The sequence below is a fragment of the Rothia nasimurium genome (assembly GCF_928391935.1).
In the GTDB taxonomy this organism is placed as follows: Bacteria; Actinomycetota; Actinomycetes; order Actinomycetales; family Micrococcaceae; genus Rothia; species Rothia nasimurium_D.
Map to the genome: position 1 here is coordinate 13,324 of NZ_CAKMTD010000003.1, position 19,267 is coordinate 32,590.

Sequence of the window (19,267 nt, forward strand, 5' to 3'; positions counted from 1 at the left end):
TCATGGTAGTGGGTAATGTCGCGTTTCATCCCCGCCCTCACGGACGGGGCTTTCACGCTCGCTCATTGGGGTAAAACCACCAATCTCAGCAGAACCAGGGCCCTGGGCGCCAATGTTGTCGGTCATGCTCGGCAAAAAAGCCCTCATCGTAGACAGAGCCTCATCACACGACACCTGGCCACCAAAGACATAAACACTATTCGTGGTGCGCGAAGCGTCCGCGACCCCACAGTTAGTACCCGGGGCAGCAAGCTGCTGAGAGGCGACAGGAGCCTGGGACGACGGAGCAGCAGCTGTTGGCTCGGGAGTTGCCGCAACCGTGGGCTCAGCAGACGGCGCTGCTGGGGACTCGGCGGCAGTCGGAGATTCTGAAGCCGACGCTGAAGCGGTTACAGAAGCAGAAACCGACGGTGAAGCCGATGCAGAAACAGAAGCAGAAGAATCAGCCTGGTTGGAACCTACCCCACAAGCAGTCAAACCAAGCAGGGCCACCAGGCCCACAGACGCAAAAAGATGACGGCGCATCAATACCCCTTAAAGTGTGTGTGCGTAAAAAGTGATACCACCAGAATAACCGGCCCACTCCCCTACCCTAGAGCCTGACACCGCCAAGCTCCCTACGAGTAGTAGTATCTACAGGCGGCAATCAAAATGGTGGAATCTGTGATCGCATAAATGAGCCGGTGCTCATCTGTAATCCGCCGCGACCAAAACCCAGACCAATCATGCTTAAGGGCCTCCGGTTTGCCTATGCCCCCATGCCCGTTACGGGCAATATCTTTAATCAGCAAATTAATACGTTTAAGGATCTTGCGGTCCTGCTGTTGCCACCAGAGGTAATCCTCCCAGGCGTTCTCATCCCACACAATCTTCATGGCTTACTCTTCAATCAGCTGATGCTCCTCCCCCAGCCCAGCCTTAAGCCGTGCAATCGACTCTGAAATTCGACGAGCGTTCTGGGGAGAGCGCGTGAGATAAGCAGCTTCTTTAAGGGACTCGTAATCTTCCAAGGACAGCATGACAACAGGATCATGCCCCACCCTCGTAATGACCACTTCCTCACGGTCATTGATAACAGATTCCATAACCTCTGCATAGCGGGCACGGGATTCTGAGTACGTCATAGTTTTCATACAGCACAACCTTTCTTGTACAACCCATTGTACAACTGGCAGGTCATCTTGAGCACTCAGCATATAGACAGCACACCACACAGAACCGGACACTCAGTTCTCTCGTGAGGGCGGACAATCAACAGCCCATCACAAGGCTTCGGTGAAGATTGCGCAAGGCAAGCTCCAAGTAAGCATCAAAAAAGAGCACAACTCAGCATATCTAAACAAGGCATAAAAATAGCCTGGCCTGGTTTCACAAAAAACCAGGCCAGGGAAACTCAGTATGCGCTTCTAGCTCAATACTGGAATCTTTATCGGAAAAGTTGCAATCATGCCACGCTTAGCCTCAGAGGCAGCCTTAACATAGCGAGTAATCGCAAAAATCCAGAAACCGAGAGCACATATCCATCCAACAAAGGGGATGAAGACAAGTACCGTATTTACGATCACAACAAGCAAAGCAAAGTTGAAAGTATTTGCAGCACTAACTCTCACAAATCCGTATCCAGGCTTATCCTTGTTGGAAAGCCAGTAAAAGAATGCCGGAATAATACCAAACAAAATTGACAGGTAGTTCATGGTTGATACGCTTGACTTAGCATCAAAAGGAATCTGATTTCCAAAGGCGTCAACCACTGGCTCCTGAAACTGAGGAGCCTGCTGATAGGGATTAGGCTGTGACTGAGATGAATTATTTTGATTTTGTTCAGACATAGGTTTCAACTACTTTTCGATTGAATACTGATAGATTTCTGACCCACTAATAAAGTATTTAGAGCTTATAAAGCCTGCGCCACGAATTTCTGACGGCAAATCAATGATGGTTCCATCTTTTGTAATAATAACTGGCAAAGATTTACTACCCTTACGCCCTAGCACCGTTCCATCCTCTGTAACAGCGTCACATACAACATCGCCATAGTCTAGGCTTTCACCAGTCGTTAGGTCATAAACCTTGCCAGCTTGATCGCACCAGTATCCATTCACATAATCTGGCTGTGCCAAGGAAGTACGATTTCGAGGAATTGGCAATTCGCTCCCTGACGATGGATCTGCATAGTTAGCTTGATTTACCAGAAAATGGGTCAACTTTTTTAAGGTAATGTAGCTATCTTCGCCAACCTGAGTTGAGGCAACCATACCTGGCACCTGAGATTCGCTCGAAAGCGCTACTAAAGTTCCATCAACCAAACCGTGTGGCTGGCTAAACTCAGGTTCCTGAAGGGTCTGCAACCGAGGTTCCTTACCACCTTCAAAGATTGCCACGTTTCCCTGCGCAGCCCCATCCGAGAAATTTAGCTCAGTTGGAACTGTCAAAACGATGGATTCCCCAGGGACGCCTGCAACCCATGGGGCATTACCATAAGAAGGTGAAAGCGGGTTATCCCTAGTAAAGATAGTCTTTCCTACCTGCTTACCATCAGCAGAAAACTGGGCAACAGCGTTGATAAGTTCACCCGAGTTGTATTTATCGGCACCCTCATTTGCTTCGTATCTCAGCACGATGGAATCTCCAACGAACGCAGCGTCTAATATCTGAATTAGCTGATATCCCTCTGGAACTTCGGCATCAGAAATATCTATCTTCTGCTCTTCTGCGCCGCTATCCAAGGAAACCTTTGCTACATACGAAACAGAAGATTTATTATTTAGAATCAATACCTGGTTTTGATTAAAGTCGGTAATAGACCCTGACGCAGAAAATTTCCGCACGGCCCCGTTTGAAAGATTCTCCACTGATTCTACTGCAGTCAGCAAGCTAGACATATTCCCATTTGAAGCAGTTTGGCCACCACTCGCTCCTGTAGAAGATGGAGACGCAGTACCTTCAGTTGACGAACCACTGGACGGAGAATTAGTGGAAGTAGCGGCTAGGCTAGTTGATGAAGAACTTGATTCTGCGCTGGAATTATTAGATTCCCCAGCTGAACATGAAGTTAATAATACCGCTGCAACAACAGCAGTGGACAATAAAGCCCTATATTGTTTCATAACAAGTTACCCCTCGTACTTTAATTATTTGAGCATAGCAATCGGTTGAAACGCCAGCTTTTTTCATGTTTCCCCAAAACCATACTCAGCTTCTGAAAAGCCACAGTAATATTTGAATTCAATTATAAAAATCCACCAACCATAACCGAGGAAGCATTCAAAGAAATCATTTTCTTCAGTCAACGATTTGATTGTTTCCTCTAGCTGAGAGGCGTTATTATTAAACTCAACAATATAATCTTCGCAGGCGATATCATCAAGTTTTCAACAGCACCTTTTCAAAAGGGTTGTGGAGACAAAACCACCAGCAACAGAAGAAATATGATTCTGCATTGTTCCTCCAAAGAATACAATAAGCCTCATAGTTCAGCCCATTGGCAGTGCGATTTTTTGTGATAATTCAAAATTACCCCCCCCCCCCCCCCAACTTTGGCAAGGATATTTTCAGAAAAAATCCAGCGAGTCTACAATCGGAAACTTTTCCACCAACTGGACCGCTACAGAACGTCCTCCTCGCTCATTACTACCCCCTGCCCTGACCCGCATCCGCGAATCTTAAAAGCCCACCAAACCCGCTGTTTGCGCCAAAGATCCAAGGGGAAAACGCAGGGCCTCACGGGCATGGCCAGCAGAAAAGGACACAAAAATCCGCACCGGCGGGCAGGCCACCAGTGCGGACTCAGAAAAGATGAGGCAGAAAGGCAGGAACCTACTCAGCTACCAGGGACAGGGCCTCGAGGCGGTGGGGCTCAAGAACAGAGCGGCCACCCAGGCCGTCCAACTCCAAGAGCACACCAATACCAGCCACCTCAAGGTCAGCCATCTTCATCAAATGGGTAGCTGCCTCCAGGGTGCCGCCGGTAGCCAGCAGGTCGTCCACCAACAGCACACGAGAACCTGCCGGGATATCGTCCTTATGGATCTCAATCGCAGCCTGGCCATACTCCAGGGAGTATTCCTTCATGTAGGTATCGCGCGGCAGCTTACCAGCCTTACGCACCGTCATGACGCCGGTACCCGCAATGTAGGCAATCGCCGAAGCCATCAAAAAGCCACGCGCCTCAACACCAGCGACAATATCAAACTGGCCCTCGAAACGGCGGGCAAGCTCCTCCATAGACGCCCGGAACACCTGCGGATTAGCGAAGAGGGTGGTCACGTCGTAGAAGAGGATGCCCTCCTTGGGGTAGTCCTGAATCTGCGCACAGGCAGCAGGAATCTGCTTCTCAAGGGGCAGGGAAGAATCAACGGGCTTAATCATGCTCTTAGCCTAGCTGATGACCTGGGGGCGGGCTGCGAAAGCACGAGCAGGTTCTAGCTCACTCTTAAGCACCTCCAGCTGGGCTGCAACAGCAGACGGGGCAGTGCCGCCCTGGGCGCTACGAGAATTCAGCGACCCCTCAACGGTGAGCACCTCGCGGACGCCAGCGTGCAGGGCCGGGGAAATGGCCAGGTAATCCTCGTCGGTCAGGTCCCACAGCTCGCAGTCCTTCTCTTCGCAGACGCGCACAGCCTCACCGGCCAGTTCGTGGGCCACACGGAAAGGCACACCCTCGCGCACCAGCCACTCGGCCACGTCCGTCGCCAGGGCAAAACCCTGGGGGGCCAGCTCAGCCAGACGGTCAGTGTTGAAGGTGAGGGTGGCAATCATGCCGGAGACTGCGGGCAGCAGGACCTCCAGCTGGTCAATGGCATCAAAGACCGGCTCCTTATCTTCCTGCAAATCGCGGTTGTAGGCCAGGGGCAGGGCCTTCAAGGTTGCCAGCAGACCAGTGAGGTCACCAATCAGACGGCCGGCTTTACCGCGGGCAAGTTCAGCGATATCGGGGTTCTTCTTCTGCGGCATAATCGATGAGCCGGTCGAGAAAGAATCGTGCAGGGTCACGAAGGAGAACTCCTTGGTAGCCCAGAGAATAATCTCTTCGGAGATACGGGAGAGGTCCACCGAGATCATGGCGGCAATCCAGGCGAACTCCGCATAGACGTCGCGGGAAGCGGTTCCGTCAATGGAGTTGTGGGTAGCGGAGTTGAAGCCCAGGTCAGCAGCTACAGCTTCGGGATCCAGGCCCAGGGAAGAGCCCGCGAGCGCCCCGGAGCCATAGGGGGAGACAGCGGCGCGTTTGTCCCAGTCAATCAGGCGGTCAAGGTCGCGGGATAGCGCCCAGGCATGGGCTAGCAGCTGGTGGGAGAGCAGGACGGGCTGGGCGTGCTGCAGGTGGGTGCGGCCGGGCATGGGGGCGTAGGGGTGGGTCTCGGACTGGGCGATGAGGGCGTCGATGGTGGCCAGGACGCCGGTGGCGATGATGGAGGCGTGGTCGCGCAGGTACATGCGGCCCAGGGTTGCGATCTGGTCGTTGCGGGAGCGGCCAGCGCGGAGCTTACCGCCGAGGTCGGCCCCTGCCCGCTCAATCAGGCCCTTTTCGAGGGAGCCGTGGACGTCCTCGTCCGACTCAGCCGGAGTGTAGGCGCCGGAGCGGACGTCGGCGTCCAGCTGGTCGAGGGCGGCAATCATGCCGGTCAGTTCCTCGTCGGTCAGCAGGCCGGCCTTAGCCAGGACGCGGGCGTGGGCGCGGGAACCGGCGATATCGTAGGGGGCTAGACGCCAGTCGAACTGGGTTGATTTAGACAGGGCAGCAAGCGCCTCAGAAGGGCCACCAGCGAAGCGGCCACCCCAGAGGGCGCCGTCGTTAGTACCGTGCTTATCAGCAGACATAAGTTTTACCTTTGCGGGTTGAGAAAAACGGGCGGAATACGGCAAAAGCCGCCCACCGGCGTCCTTACCCCACAGCGGGGTAAGGACGCGGTCGGTAGGGCGGCTGGGGCACAGCTGGGTTTAGAGGCCCAGGCGCTGGTCGCGGGCTGAAGCGACCTTGGAGGACATACCGAAAATTTCGATAAAGCCGCGGGCCATGGACTGGTCGAAGGTGTCACCCTCATCGTAGGTGGCCAGGTTGAAGTCGTAGAGGGAAGTCTCTGACTTGCGGCCGGTCACAACGGCGCGGCCACCGTGCAGGTCCATGCGGATATCGCCGTTGACCATCTTCTGGGTGTCGTTGATGAAGGCGTCCAGGGACTTCTTCAGGGGGGAGAACCACTGGCCGTCGTAGACCAGTTCGGTCCAGCGCTGGCCGACCATCTTCTTGAAGCGGGCCTGCTCGCGTTCAATGGTGACGTTTTCGAGTTCCTTGTGGGCTGCCATGAGGGCCATAGCGCCGGGGGCCTCGTAGATTTCGCGGGACTTAATGCCAACCAGGCGGTCTTCGACAATGTCGATACGGCCAATGCCCTGGGCACCGGCGCGGCGGTTCATGATCTCGATCGCCTCAAGCGGGGTAACAGCCTGGCCATCAATAGCTACAGGGATACCTTCCTTGAAGGAGATCACGACGGTGTCGGGGGTCGGGGCGAAGGTGGGATCGTCGGTGTAGTCGTAGACGTCCTTGGTGGGGGCGTTCCAGATGTCTTCCAGAAAGCCGGTTTCAACCGCGCGACCCCAGACGTTCTGGTCAATAGAGAAGGGGTTCTTCTTGGTGGTGACGATCGGCAGGTTGTTCTTCTCTGCGTAGTCGATAGCCTTCTCGCGGGTCAGGGCCAGGTCACGCACGGGGGCGATGCACTTGAGGTCGGGGCCCAGGGTCTGAATACCAACCTCGAAACGGACCTGGTCGTTACCCTTGCCGGTGCAGCCGTGGGCAACGGTGGTGGCGCCGAACTGCTTGGCGGCTGCTACCAGGTGCTTGGTGATGACGGGGCGGGAGACTGCAGATACCAGGGGGTAGGCGTCCATGTAGAGGGCGTTAGCCTTGAGGGCGGGCATGCAGTAGTCGCTTGCGAATTCATCGCGGGCGTCTGCAACGTAGGCTTCTACAGCGCCGCAGTCGAGGGCTCGCTGGCGGATGGTCTCAAGGTCCTCGCCACCCTGGCCTACGTCGACCGCTACTGCGATGACTTCAGCTCCGGTTGCTTCGCCGATCCAGCCGATAGCAACTGAGGTGTCTAGGCCGCCTGAGTAGGCCAGGACGATGCGCTCTTTCATGGGTCTCCTTGATATAGGTTCACGCGGGAGCGGGGGTTACCCGCACGTCTATCAATAATTATGCACCGACTAACATAATTATGCAAAACGGTCTGGTCGGCACACGACATACTTCATCTTCCCCCGAAGCAAAACCCGCTTCAAGTAAGCACCACCACCAACATGAAAAAACCTTAATGGAAAACTCACAGAACTTTTAAACACAGCTGACAGACTAGAACCATGCTCAAGAAATACATGTTCGGAATCCTGCTCTGTGCAGCTATCGCCGTCGTCGCCCTGCTCACCCTCATGATGAGCTTCCGCGGCCAACTCGGCGACAAGGTTGAACCCATCGTCCTTGACCGCACCAGCTCCCCCACCACATCAGCCACCCCCACCAGCGAAGCAACCACCGCCGAGCCCAGCGACGCCCCCACTACCGAGGCCCCCGCCGAGCCCACCGAAGCACCCGCTGAAGAACCGGCACCCGCCCCGGCAGAGGAAGCACCCCCCGCAGAAGAAGCAGCACCCGCTCCTGTAGAGCAACCCGCCCCGGCCCCCGTCGAGGTAGCCCCGGCACCCGCTCCGGCCCCCGTCGAAGTAGCCCCCGCACCTGCCCCCGCACCCGTCGAAGTAGCACCCGCACCCGCCCCCGTCTACGTCCCGCCAGCACCGGCACCGGCCCCCGCGCCAGCCCCCGGCGATGACGACGGCTGGGACGACGACGGCTGGGACGACGGAGGCGACGACGGCGATGATTAACAAAACCAGCGCCCCCCGCGCCCCCAAACGCAAAGCACCCAAACAATACTCAGGCTCCGTCCGCCTGCGAATCATCGCCTGGATGGTCCTCATCGTCACCATCATCGTCACCGGCCTCATCTTCGTCGTCCGAGGAATCCTCATCAACGAAGTAGGCTCCAACGCCGACGCCAGCATCCAATCCGAAATCACCGAATTCCGGAACTTCTCAGACATCGGCGTCGACCCAGCCACCGCCCAACCCTTCACCGGCCTCGACGCCATGCTCACCTCCTTCATCAACCGCCAAGCCACCGGCTACCGGGAAGAAATCATCGGCGTCACCCCCACCCAGGTCATCAGCCTCGAAGAAAAAACTTACGCCCACGACCAGAGCTACCACCCCGACCAAGACACCGAACTACTCGCCTCAATCACCCAAAACCCAAACACCTCCGGCATTGAGCAAACCCCCGCCGGCCCCATCCACTGGGGCAAGGTAGACATCACACTCAACACTGACGCCGGCACCCAAACCGGCAACCTCATCGTCGTCGAATTCATCCAGCCAGAACTCGAAGCCGCCCAACACACCATGATCACCATGATCTGGGTAGGAGTTGGTGGAGTCATTCTCAGCGTCCTCATCGCCTGGATCGTCGCAAGCCGCATCACCAAACCCATCCGCAGCCTGCGAACCGTCGCCCAAGAAATCAACGACAAAAACTTCAGCGGCCGCGTCCACGTAAAAGGCGACGACGACGTAGCAGCCATGGGACACACCTTCAACCAGATGCTCGACCGATTGGAAGAATCAGCCATGATCGAACGCCAGTTCATGGACGATGTGAGCCACGAACTCCGCACCCCCATCACCATCGTGCGCGGCCACCTCGAACTCATGGAACGCACCGAGGAACAAAACCAAACCCTCATGCTCGTCGACGACGAACTCGAACGCATGGCCCGCATCGTCTCAGACCTGCTCACCCTCGCAAAATCAGAACGCCCCGACTTCGTCTCCCCCCACCCCGTCGACGTCGCCGACCTCATGATCACCCTCGACTCCAAGGTCCAAGCCTTCACCAACCACCACTGGGCCATCTCCGAAATCGCAGAAGGCGAAGCCAACCTCGACGAGCAGCGCATCACCCAAGCCCTCGTTCAACTCTGCGCCAACGCCGCCCAGTACTCCCCCGAAGGAACCACCATCTCCCTCGGATCCGCCTTCGACGGAACCGGCGACAACCGCGTCCTCAACCTCTGGGTCCGCGACCGAGGCCCCGGAGTCTCCCCAGAAGATGCAGCCACCCTCTTCGAACGCTTCAAACGCAACAACAAGAAGAACCCGGCCACCGCCACCAAACACTCCATCGGAGCAGGACTCGGCCTGGCCATCGTCCGATCCATTGCAGAAGCCCACAACGGCTCCGTCTGGATCGCCCAACCCGACGACGAAAACGGCTCCATCTTCGGCCTCACCGTCCCCGCCCCCGAAGGCAACACCAACCCCAAAATCGACACCGAAGTCAACACCTTCACCGCCTAGCTGGCGCCCACCAGAAAGACAACCACCATGAGCCATATCCTCATCGTTGAAGACGATCCCCGCATCTCATCCTTCATCGTCAAGGGCCTCAAGTCAGCAGGCTACACCTCCACCCTCATCGACGACGGCCGCAGCGCCTACGCCCTCGCCAAAGTCAGCGACTTCGACCTCATCATCCTCGACGTCGGCCTGCCCTCCATGGACGGCTTCACCATCATGAAATCCCTCCGCGCCGACGGCATCACCACCCCCATCATCATGCTCACCGCCCGCGACTCCGTCTCAGACACCCTCGAAGGACTCGAAAACGGAGCCAACGACTACATGACCAAGCCCTTCCAGTTCGCTGAACTCCTCGCCCGCATCCGCCTGCGCCTACTTGACACCAACCGCGAAGAAACCTCAGCCAGCACCCTCTCCCACCGCGACCTCACCCTCAACGTCCTCTCCCGCCAAGTCACCGTCGCAGGCACCAGCGCCGAACTCACCAGCCGCGAGTTCGCCCTCCTCGAAACCTTCATGCGCCACAAAAACCAGGTGCTCTCCCGCGAACAACTCCTCGGCCAGGTCTGGGGCATGGACTTCGACCCCAGCTCCAACATCGTAGACGTCTATATACGCGCCCTCCGCAAGAAAATCGGCGACGACTACATCGTCACCGTCCGAGGGGCAGGATACCGATTCGTATGATGAAAATTCTTTACACCTCCACCGCCCCCACGGCAGAAGCGCCCGCCCTCTTCGACGAGCGCCCCGTCACCAAGCCCAGCTTCATCACCAACAAGCTCCTCATCTCCTTCTTCGTCGCCGTCCTCCTCATCGCAGGAACAGGCTACACCGGAATCACCAGTGAATCCCTCACCCTCGAAGGAGCCCTCACCCTAGCGATCTTCATCCTCGCCATCTGGGCCTGGGTCTTCTCCCCCCTCTCAGACACCTACGTCTCCCTGGCAGCAGCGGTCGCCCTGGTCCTGACCGGAATCATCACCACCGACCAGTTCACCGCCTCCTTCGGCACCAGCGCCGTCTGGCTCCTCGTCGCAGCCGTCGTCATGGCCCAGGCCCTCACCGCCTCAGGCCTCACCCGACGCCTCACCGCCCGCCTCGTCGCCCTAGCCCGCACCCCCCGCCAGCTCGCCCACCTCTACAACCTAGCCCTCTTCCTCACCGTCTACCTGGTGCCCTCCCCCTCCGGCCGCGCCGCCCTGGCCCTGCCCATCTACCAGGCCATGGCAGAAGCCATGCCCGAACGCACCAAACTCATCAAGGCCCTCGGGATCCTGGCCCCCTCCACCATCCTCGTCTCAGCCGTCGCCTCCTTCATCGGCGCAGGCGCCCACCTCGTCACCGCTGAAATCCTCGCAGCCTACGGCCTCGAAACCATCGGCTTCCTCGAATGGATGGTCCTCGGCTCCGGCCTCGGCCTCGCAGCCTCCCTGCTCGTCACCGAACTGGTCTTCATCCTCTTCCCCACCCGCGACGGCGACGACAAGCGAATCCACATCACCCTGGCCGACTTCGAAACCGAAGGATCCACCCCCGTACGAGGCTCCCTCACCCAGGCTGAAAAGAACATCACCCTCACCCTGGCCATCGCCATCGCCCTCTGGTGCACCGAATCCTTCCACGGCCTGGACCCCGTCATCGTCGCCGTCCTCGGCGCCCTGGCAGCTTCAGCCCCCGTCTTCGGAGCCGTCAAACTCGGCCCCGCCCTCAAAAAAGCCCCCTGGCCCATGCTGGTCTTCATGGCCACCACCCTGGCCATCGGCACCGCCCTCTCAGACTCAGGTGCCGCCACCTGGCTGGCCGAAGCGATCTTCGCCCCGGTCTCAGGGATGGGACGCGGCGGTGCAGCAGCCTTCGTCCTGCTCGTCATTGCCCTCTCCACCGTCGCCCATCTGGTCATCCAGTCCCGCAGCGCCCGCTCAGCCGTGCTCGTCCCCCTGATCATCACCGCAGCGATCCCCCTGGGCGTCAACCCCGTCGCAGCAGCCTTCATCTCAACCGCAGCAGCAGGCTTCTGCCACACCCTCACCTCCAGCGCCAAGCCGGTTGCCCTCTTCGCCTCCATCGACGGGCACACCACCTACACCTCAGCTGACCTCCTCAAACTCAGCATCTGGCTCGCCCCGCTGCACTCAGCCCTCATCGCCGGATTCGCCTTCTACATCTGGCCAGCAATGGGCCTGCCCCTCTACCTCTAAAACTTCACGTCAACCAACCCAAACACCGGGCATCCTCACCCAAACAGGACACTAGCTTCCCTTTCTGCACCCAAAAACCGGCCCCAAACCGGCTGGCAGAACCCACACACCGGAAGCGCCCACCAACCCCAAAGGAGAAACACCATGTCCATGACCATCCCCCAGCGCATCCTCATCGCCCCCTCCGGCTTCAAGGGCTCCCTCGAAGCAGACGTCGTCGCCGACGCCATCGCAGCCGGAATCCGCCGCGTCATCCCCGGCGTCAACACCATCACCATGCCCATCCCCGACGGCGGCGAAGGCACCGCCAAAATGCTGGCAGGCTCCACCGGCGGCCGAATCATCCACACCACCGTCACCGGCCCCGTAGGCCAAGAAGTCCGCTCCCACTACGCCCTGCTCGGCGGCGGGCAGGAAGGCGTCGCCGTCGTCGAAATGGCAGCAGCAGCCGGCCTCTCCCTCGTCCCCACCGACCTGCGTAACCCCGCAGAAACCACCACCTACGGCGTCGGCCAGCTCATCGCAGCCGCCCTCGACAACCCCGCCGTCCACACCGTCCTCGTCGGCTGCGGCGACTCCGGTACCTCCGACGGCGGCGCCGGTGCCCTCTCCGCCCTCGGCGCCCGAATCCTCAACGCCGACGGCCAGGAAATCCCCCTCGGCGGCGCCCACCTGACCGAAGCTGCCACCATCGACTACAGCGGCCTGCACCCCCGCCTGGCTGAGACCCGCATCGTCCTGGCCCTCAACCAGCACAACATCCTCACCGGTCCCAAGGGCGTCGCCCGCATCTTCGGCCCCCAAAAGGGCGCAACCCCCGAACAGGTCGAACAGCTCGACGCCGCCCTCACCCACTGGGCCGACCTGCTCGCCGTCACCCACGCAGAAATGACCGGCACCCCCGGATCCATCGACTTCCACACCGGCGCAGGTACCGGCGCCTCCGGCGGCCTCGGCGCAGGCATGGCCTTCATCGGGGCAGAACTCACCCCCCGCTTCGAAGCCCTCATCGACTCCGGACTAGCAGGCATCAACCTCAACGAAGAAATCGCCCACGCCGACCTCATCGTCACCGCTGAAGGCGCCATCGACTTCCAGACCCCCAAGGGCAAGGTACCTGCCGAAATCGCCTCCCGCGCCCAGGGCACCGGGGCCCCCGTCCTCGCCCTGGCAGGCTCCATCGGCAAGAAAGCCTACAAGGTCCACGAAGCCGGTATCGACGCCTACGCCTCCATCATCCCCCTCCCCATGGACCTGGAAGACGCCCTCGTCAACGGTGAAGAACTGCTCACCGACTCCGCCGAACGCACCTTCCGCATGATCCTGCTCGGCGCCTCCCTGAGCGCCAACATGGTCACCCGCCGCGCCATGGGCCAGGTCGCCTAACCCGGCGGCCCCGGCGCCACGGCTCCCCCTCAACCAGTAAGCCCCTGCCTTCCACCATCTTGAGCATCTGATGGGAGGCAGGGGCTTACGTACTTTCGTTACGGACGGCAGGCCGGTTAGATTCGGGGTGAGAGAGCTGGGTTAGTTGGCTGGGTTTTCAGCCAGTTCATCAGCCAAAACCCGCTTGAGGATCTTGCCGGTGGGCCCCAAGGGCAGCTCACTTCTGAGCACATACCGGCGGGGGTACTTATAGGCTGCCAGGTTCTGACGGGCCAGGGCATCTAAGGACGCCAGCAGCCCGGCCCGGCCCTCCTCGTCCAGCTCCTCGCGGGGCACGACCACAGCAACAACCTCTTCACCCACAGACTCTGAGGGCTGGCCCACCACAGCAGCTAAACGGACCCCCTCATGGGTGTAGAGAACGTCCTCAATCTCACGCGGGTAAACACTGTTACCGTTCCGCAGAATCATGTCCTTGAGCCGGTCCACGATAAAGATATTGCCCTCAGAATCCAGGCGGGCGACGTCGCCGGTGGCGAACCAGTCGCCGTCCATGACGGCGGCGGTGGCCTCCGGGTTACCCCAGTAACCAGCCATGACATTGGGTCCCTTGACCCACAGCTGGCCCGGCTCCCCGGCAGGCAGGGCGGTGCCGTCCTTATCACGCACCTGCACCTGGACCCCGGGCAGGGCCCTGCCCACAGACCCAATGACCAGGCCGAACTCCGCCTGGTTGAAGCTCACCACCGGTGCAGTCTCACTCAGGCCATAACCCTCATAGATGGGGAAAGCCACGAGCTTCTCAATCTCCGCGTGAACCGACGCCGGCAGGGCAGCCCCGCCCGAGATACCAAAACGAATCGCCCCCCGCAGCTGCCCCGCCACGGCAGGATCCGTGGCCAGGTGGGCGGCCAGGGCACTATACATGGTCGGTACAGCCGCCAGTACCGTCACCCCGGCACTCGCGCACAGCTGGGCTGCCCCACCCGGAGAAAACCGGGGCAGCAGGGCAATCGCTGCCCCCGCAGCCACCACCGCATTCATCGACACCGTCTGCCCAAAGGCATGAAAAAGGGGCAGGCCCCCAAAAATCACGTCGCTAGAGGTAAAACCAAAAACATCCACGCAGGTCGTAGCGTTTGAGAGCATATTCGCGTGGGTCAAGGTAGCGCCCTTAGGGGCCCCGGTCGTGCCCGAGGTATAGAGCAGAACAGCGGGGTCGGACGGCGCCACCGGGGACGGTTGCCACCCCTCAACAGGGGCAGGCCCAAAGTCAGGTTCCAGGGCCAGAACCTCCAAGCAGGTGCCCTCCCCTACCGCCTCAGCCACCTGGTCAGACTCCTCAGCCACGCGCGTCCCCGCCCCAGCCACCAGCAGGAGGGCACCAGCGTCCTGAACCTGAAAAGCCACCTCACGGGCAGCCAACAAAGGGTGCAAAGGCACAGCCACCGCCCCCAAAGACAGGGTCGCAAAATACAGGGCCACCATAGCCGGAACATTCGGCAAGGCCAGGGCAACCCGGTCCCCCGGGCCCACCCCACGCTCTGCCAACCACACCCGGGCAGACCCTGTCAGCTCAACCACCTGCCGGTAACTCAACTCACCCCCCACCCAGGTCAAGGCCACAGAATCATCCTCAGCCCGGGCAGCCAACAGGGCCGCAAGATTCGCAGAACCATCACGATCACCAGAAGCAAGAACCAACGCACACAGCCTTTCGTCACAGGGAACAACTCAGCCCATTCTGCCATACAGGTCACACCCACCACGCTCAACGCCCAGTCCAAATAAGGCCGCCCACCCCACTCACAGCCCCCACAAGCTTGCAGAAAACCCCCACTCTCTGAGAAAGTGAAGGTATGACAGAAGCACAAACCGGCCTCAGCGAACAGGAGATCGAGTTCCTCAACTCCGTCTTTGACCTGGCCCGGGACAACAAGCCCGTAGCCCTCAAATCCCTGTTTGACCAGGGCGTCCCCGTCGACCTCACCAACGGCAAGGGCGACACCCTCCTCATCCTGGCTGCCTACCACGAGCACATCGACCTCGTCCAGCTCCTCATCAACGAAGGAGCCGACCTCGACCGCCTCAACGAACGAGGCCAAACCGCCCTCGTCTGCGCCGCCTTCCGCAACAACCTCCCCATCGCCCGCCTCCTGCTCGACGCAGGAGCTGACGAAACCCTCGGCGTCCAAACCCCCGCAGAAGTGGCAGAATTCTTCAACCTCGACGAGATGAAACAACTCTTCGACGCCTAACCCGGCACTAGGCCACGCCAGGCCAGCAGACCTGCACCCGCACACTGAGGTAGTAGCAGAGCCCCCGGTCTTCACCATGAAGACCGGGGGCTCTGCGCTGTTCTAGGCTGAACTACTCACCTGGCACCGCCTAGGCGGCCCATTCCAGGAAGAGGTTGGCGACGTCCTGCCCGCCGACGGGGTCGCGGGTAATCACCATGACGGTGTCATCCCCGGCAATTGAACCTAGAATCGGCTCGATCCCGGCCTGGTCAATCGCTGAGGCCAGGAACTGGGCCGCACCGGGGGGCGTCCGCAAAATGACCAGGTTGGCTGAGGCTTCAGCCGTCACCAGCAGTTCCTTGAAGAGGGAGACTAGGCGGGCGTCCGGGCCGTCCTGGGAGCTGCGGCGCACCGGGTGGTTCGGCACCGCATAAATCAGCCCCGATTTCTCGTCGCGCACCCGCTCCGCCCCGATCTCCACCAGGTCCCGGGACAGGGTTGCCTGGGTCACCTTCAGTCCGTCGTCGGTCAGAATCTGGGCCAACTCAGCCTGCGAGCGCACCCGGTGGGTTTGCAGGACCTCAATGATGCGGGCCTGTCGTGCGGTCTTTGTTGATGGAATAGCCATTCTGTTCTTTCAGGTAGACAGGGGTGGGTAGGTGGTGTGGTTCGTAGGGGTCTGGGCTTAGAGGGCGGTGCGGGCGTCGGTGGCGAGGCCGGATTCCACCAGGAGGAAGGTGAGCAGGGCCTTTTGGGCGTGGAGGCGGTTTTCGGCTTCGTCGAAGACGACGGATTGGGGGCCGTCGATGACGTCGGCGGTGACCTCGTAGCCTCGGTAGGCGGGTAGGCAGTGGAGGAAGATGGCGTCGGGGGCTGCCTGGGCCATGGCGTCGGCGTTGACGGTGTAGGGTGTGAAGACTTCTGCGCGGGCTTCTTTTTCGTCTTCTTGGCCCATGGAGATCCAGGTGTCGGTGATGACGACGTCGGCGCCTGCGAGGGCTTGGGCGGGGTCTGTGGTGACGAGGATGGAGCCGCCGGTTTCGGCTGCCCGCTGCTGGGCTTCGACGACGACGGAGTCGGCGGGCAGGTAGTCTGCGGGCCCTGCGACGCGCACATGCATACCTGCGGTAGCGCCGCCCAGCAGGTAGGAGTTGGCCATGTTGTTGGCGGCGTCGCCCAGGTAGACCATGGTGAGGCCTGCAAGCTGGCCCTTGTGTTCCTGGATGGTTTGTAGGTCGGCCAGGATTTGGCAGGGGTGGTAGTCGTCGGAGAGGGCGTTGATGACGGGGACGCGGGAGTTTTCGGCCATTTCTTCTAGGCCTGCCTGGGCGTAGGTTCGCCAGACGATGGCGGAGACCATGCGGGAGATGACCTGGGCGGTGTCTGAGACGGATTCCTTGTGGCCGAGTTGGGCTTCGCCGGGGTTGACGATCAGGGGGTTGCCGCCGAGGTCTGCGATTCCGGCGTGGAAGGAAAAGCGGGTGCGGGTTGAGGTCTTGTCGAAGAGGACGGCGACGGTCTGCGGGCCTGCTAGGGGTTTGAAGCCGTAGCGGTCTGCTTTCATGGCTGCTGCGAGTTCTAGGACCTGGGCCTGTTCGGCGGGGGTGAGGTCGGTGTCTTTGAGGAAGTGACGGACCACGATGTCTCCTTGGTGTTTGGGCCGGGGTGGCCGCTGAACTTCAATTATATGCATAGTTTCTGATATTTATGCAGTTTGTGTATAGGGTGTAGGTTTACCCGGCAGGTTGGGGTGGCTTCGTCTCTAGTTCTTTCGGGCCTCGGCCAGGATCTGGGGGAAGGCGGCGGTGAACTCGGCTAGTTCGGCGTCAGTGATGGTGAGGGCCGGGGCCAGGCGGACGGTGCGGGCGTCGGGGGCGTTGACGATGAAGCCTGCCGTGCGGGCAACTACCACAAAGGCAGGTGCCAGGGGGGCGCCGCCGTCCGTCGTATCAGTTTCAAGGACGATCCCAATCAGCAGGCCTGCCCCACGGGTTGCCTCCACGCCTTCGACCTGCTCGATGGCGGCTCGGAAGGTGGCCCCCCGCTCGGTTGCGGCGGCCAGCAGGCCCTCAGTTTCAAGGACGTCCAGGGTGGCGCTGGCTGCGGCGGTGGCCAGGGGGTTGCCGCCGAAGGTGGTGCCGTGCATACCGGCTTCGAGGGTGGTGGCGTTCTCGTCGCCCACCACAATCATGGCCCCGATGGGGAAGCCGCCGCCCAGGCCCTTAGCCAGGGTGATGGCGTCGGGCAGGGCCTCGCCGGTGAGTTCGCGGGAGTGCTCGTACCAGCGGCCGGTGCGGCCCATGCCGGTCTGGACCTCGTCCACGATCAGCAGGGCCCCGCGGGCGCGGGTGAGGTCGCGGGCGCGGGTCAGGTAGCCCTCGGGCAGGGGCAGGACGCCCGCCTCCCCCTGGATAGGTTCGATGATGAGGGCAGCGACGTCGTCGGTCAGGTTTTCTTCCAGGGCTTCGAGGGTGGCCGGGATGTGCTTGATACCGGTAGGCAAAGGTTCAAAGGGCTGGCGGTAGGCGGGCTTCCAGGTCAGGGACAGGGCCCCGATGGTGCGGCCGTGGAAGCCGTGATCCAGGGCCAGGATAGTGCCCTTGCCCGTGAGGTTGCCGTGGCGGCGGGCCAGCTTGTAGGCGGCCTCATTGGCCTCGGTACCGGAGTTACAGAAGAAGACACGACCCTCATCAGTACCCAGGTAGCGTAGGAGCCGCTGGGCCAGGGAAATCTGCTGCGGGGTGGTGAAAAAGTTAGAGACGTGGGCCAGGGTAGCGGCCTGGTCGCTCACGGCCTGCACCCAGGCCGGGTGGGCATGGCCCAGGGCATTGACGGCAATACCGCCCAGCAAATCCAGGTAGACCTTCCCGTTGGCGTCGGTCACGCGGGAACCCTGCCCCTCAACCAAAACGAGGCTGGGGTCACCAAAAACGCCGAGCAGGTCATGCCGGTAGTCGGCCAGAAGAGTTTCTTGGGTCATGGTGGGTTCCTAGTAGGTGACGGGCTTGAGCTGAAAATCAGGGGCCGGGTGGTGCCAGGGGGCGTCCTGGGCGTCGTCAGGGGTGAGCTGGGTGCCGATACCCCGGTCGGTGAAAATTTCGAGCAGGGGCGAGTGGGGCAGACGGCCATCCACAATGGAGGCACGAGGCACCCCGTGCTCAACCGCCTGCAGGCAGGCCGTCATCTTGGGGATCATGCCCGACACCAGGGAGGGTAGCATCTCGCGCAGCTCAGAGACGGTCAGGGAGGAAATCAGCGAATCCTTGTCCGGCCAGTTGGCGTAGAGGCCCTCCACGTCGGTCAGGACGACCAGCTTTTCAGCTCCCAGGGCGGCAGCGACGGCGGCGGCTGCGGTATCAGCATTGACGTTGAGGATCTCGCCGGTCAGCCCGGCCAGGCCGTGGGAGTGGTCGGGGTACTTTTCTGGGTCGTGCATTTCCGGGGCGACGGACGAAATCACCGGAATCTTCCCGGCCTCAATCATGGACATAATAGCGGTGGTGTTGACGCCCACGACCTCGCCCACCAGGCCCAGGTCGACCTCCTGGCCGTCCACCACGGTGCCAATCCGGCGGGCCCGCAAGAGGCCGCCGTCCTCCCCGCTCATAGCCACCGCGTAGGGGCCGTGGGCGTTGATGAGGGACACCAGCTCGCGGGCCACCTGGCCCGTCAGCACCATACGGACGACGTCCATAGCCTCGGGGGTCGTGTACCGCAGCCCGCCACGGAACTCACTCTCAATACCCAGCTTGTCCAGCATGGCCGTAATCTGCGGGCCGCCGCCGTGAACCACCACCGGGCAGATACCGATCGTACGCAAGAAGACCATGTCCTCCGCAAAGGCCGCACGAAGGTCCTCAGAAATCATGGCGTTACCGCCGTACTTGAAGACCATGACCTTCCCCCGGAACTGCTGGATCCAGGGCAGGGCCTCCATGAGGGTTCTAGCCTTATCTTGGGCGGTATCGAAACGGGCCTGGGCGTTATTCTGCTCTGCCACGGTGGGTTTTCCCTTTCCTTGG

The 19,267-nt window shown here is 60.4% G+C and carries 19 protein-coding genes; 6 read left to right on the forward strand and 13 right to left on the reverse strand.

The window, feature by feature from the left end:
• From L7A15_RS04590 to L7A15_RS04625, 8 genes are all read right to left on the reverse strand, one after another.
• Complete coding sequence (locus L7A15_RS04590) at window positions 1–525, reverse strand: hypothetical protein (protein ID WP_237189574.1); 525 nt, start codon at window positions 523–525, stop codon at window positions 1–3.
• A gap of 92 nt (window positions 526–617) precedes the next feature.
• Window positions 618–875: a Txe/YoeB family addiction module toxin gene (locus tag L7A15_RS04595; RefSeq protein WP_237208297.1), complete on the reverse strand. Its 258-nt coding sequence runs from the start codon at window positions 873–875 to the stop codon at window positions 618–620.
• A 3-nt stretch (window positions 876–878) separates the two neighbouring features.
• The gene (locus tag L7A15_RS04600; RefSeq protein ID WP_237208296.1) at window positions 879–1,133 is read right to left on the reverse strand and encodes a type II toxin-antitoxin system Phd/YefM family antitoxin; all 255 of its coding nucleotides are present in this window, start codon (window positions 1,131–1,133) and stop codon (window positions 879–881) included.
• Window positions 1,134–1,406: 273 nt separating this feature from the next.
• On the reverse strand, window positions 1,407–1,829 hold the full coding sequence (locus L7A15_RS04605) for a DUF4870 domain-containing protein (RefSeq protein ID WP_237208295.1): 423 nt from the start codon (window positions 1,827–1,829) through the stop codon (window positions 1,407–1,409).
• 9 nt (window positions 1,830–1,838) lie between these two features.
• Window positions 1,839–2,882 carry a hypothetical protein gene (locus L7A15_RS04610; RefSeq protein WP_237208294.1) on the reverse strand — a complete coding sequence of 348 codons (1,044 nt, stop codon included), beginning with the start codon at window positions 2,880–2,882 and terminating at the stop codon, window positions 1,839–1,841.
• 934 nt (window positions 2,883–3,816) lie between these two features.
• Complete coding sequence (locus L7A15_RS04615; RefSeq protein ID WP_237208293.1) at window positions 3,817–4,368, reverse strand: adenine phosphoribosyltransferase; 552 nt, start codon at window positions 4,366–4,368, stop codon at window positions 3,817–3,819.
• 9 nt (window positions 4,369–4,377) lie between these two features.
• Complete coding sequence (gene argH, locus L7A15_RS04620) at window positions 4,378–5,820, reverse strand: argininosuccinate lyase (RefSeq protein WP_237208292.1); 1,443 nt, start codon at window positions 5,818–5,820, stop codon at window positions 4,378–4,380.
• A 120-nt stretch (window positions 5,821–5,940) separates the two neighbouring features.
• A complete protein-coding gene (locus tag L7A15_RS04625) occupies window positions 5,941–7,143 on the reverse strand; it encodes an argininosuccinate synthase (protein ID WP_237208291.1) in 1,203 nt (400 codons plus the stop codon).
• A 222-nt stretch (window positions 7,144–7,365) separates the two neighbouring features.
• On the opposite strand from L7A15_RS04625, the gene L7A15_RS04630 reads away from it, so the two are divergent.
• From L7A15_RS04630 to L7A15_RS04650, 5 genes are all read left to right on the forward strand, one after another.
• Window positions 7,366–7,887, forward strand: a complete 522-nt coding sequence (locus tag L7A15_RS04630) for a hypothetical protein (protein ID WP_237208290.1) — start codon at window positions 7,366–7,368, stop codon at window positions 7,885–7,887.
• Entirely contained in the window at window positions 7,880–9,415 is a 1,536-nt protein-coding gene (locus tag L7A15_RS04635; RefSeq protein ID WP_237189140.1) for a HAMP domain-containing sensor histidine kinase, read from the forward strand. The genes L7A15_RS04630 and L7A15_RS04635 overlap by 8 nt, the downstream gene beginning before the upstream one ends.
• 27 nt (window positions 9,416–9,442) lie before the next feature.
• Complete coding sequence (locus L7A15_RS04640) at window positions 9,443–10,105, forward strand: response regulator transcription factor (protein ID WP_237189139.1); 663 nt, start codon at window positions 9,443–9,445, stop codon at window positions 10,103–10,105.
• Window positions 10,102–11,619: an SLC13 family permease gene (locus tag L7A15_RS04645; protein ID WP_237208289.1), complete on the forward strand. Its 1,518-nt coding sequence runs from the start codon at window positions 10,102–10,104 to the stop codon at window positions 11,617–11,619. The genes L7A15_RS04640 and L7A15_RS04645 overlap by 4 nt, the downstream gene beginning before the upstream one ends.
• A gap of 144 nt (window positions 11,620–11,763) precedes the next feature.
• Window positions 11,764–13,005 (forward strand): glycerate kinase, encoded by a 1,242-nt coding sequence (locus tag L7A15_RS04650; protein WP_237189137.1) that lies wholly within the window; start codon window positions 11,764–11,766, stop codon window positions 13,003–13,005.
• Window positions 13,006–13,146: 141 nt separating this feature from the next.
• Here L7A15_RS04650 and L7A15_RS04655 read toward each other — a convergent pair whose 3' ends face one another.
• Window positions 13,147–14,709 carry an AMP-binding protein gene (locus L7A15_RS04655; protein WP_237189136.1) on the reverse strand — a complete coding sequence of 521 codons (1,563 nt, stop codon included), beginning with the start codon at window positions 14,707–14,709 and terminating at the stop codon, window positions 13,147–13,149.
• A 155-nt stretch (window positions 14,710–14,864) separates the two neighbouring features.
• Between L7A15_RS04655 and L7A15_RS04660 the strand changes: the two genes are divergently transcribed.
• On the forward strand, window positions 14,865–15,263 hold the full coding sequence (locus tag L7A15_RS04660; protein WP_237189135.1) for an ankyrin repeat domain-containing protein: 399 nt from the start codon (window positions 14,865–14,867) through the stop codon (window positions 15,261–15,263).
• 130 nt (window positions 15,264–15,393) lie between these two features.
• Here L7A15_RS04660 and L7A15_RS04665 read toward each other — a convergent pair whose 3' ends face one another.
• The 4 genes from L7A15_RS04665 to argB form a co-directional block, all read right to left on the reverse strand.
• Window positions 15,394–15,873 (reverse strand): arginine repressor, encoded by a 480-nt coding sequence (locus L7A15_RS04665; protein WP_237189134.1) that lies wholly within the window; start codon window positions 15,871–15,873, stop codon window positions 15,394–15,396.
• A gap of 57 nt (window positions 15,874–15,930) precedes the next feature.
• The gene (gene argF / locus L7A15_RS04670) at window positions 15,931–16,884 is read right to left on the reverse strand and encodes an ornithine carbamoyltransferase (RefSeq protein ID WP_237189133.1); all 954 of its coding nucleotides are present in this window, start codon (window positions 16,882–16,884) and stop codon (window positions 15,931–15,933) included.
• A gap of 123 nt (window positions 16,885–17,007) precedes the next feature.
• Window positions 17,008–18,225: an acetylornithine transaminase gene (locus tag L7A15_RS04675; protein WP_237189132.1), complete on the reverse strand. Its 1,218-nt coding sequence runs from the start codon at window positions 18,223–18,225 to the stop codon at window positions 17,008–17,010.
• A gap of 9 nt (window positions 18,226–18,234) precedes the next feature.
• Window positions 18,235–19,182 carry an acetylglutamate kinase gene (gene argB / locus L7A15_RS04680; RefSeq protein ID WP_423816901.1) on the reverse strand — a complete coding sequence of 316 codons (948 nt, stop codon included), beginning with the start codon at window positions 19,180–19,182 and terminating at the stop codon, window positions 18,235–18,237.
• Window positions 19,183–19,267: the final 85 nt, after the last annotated feature.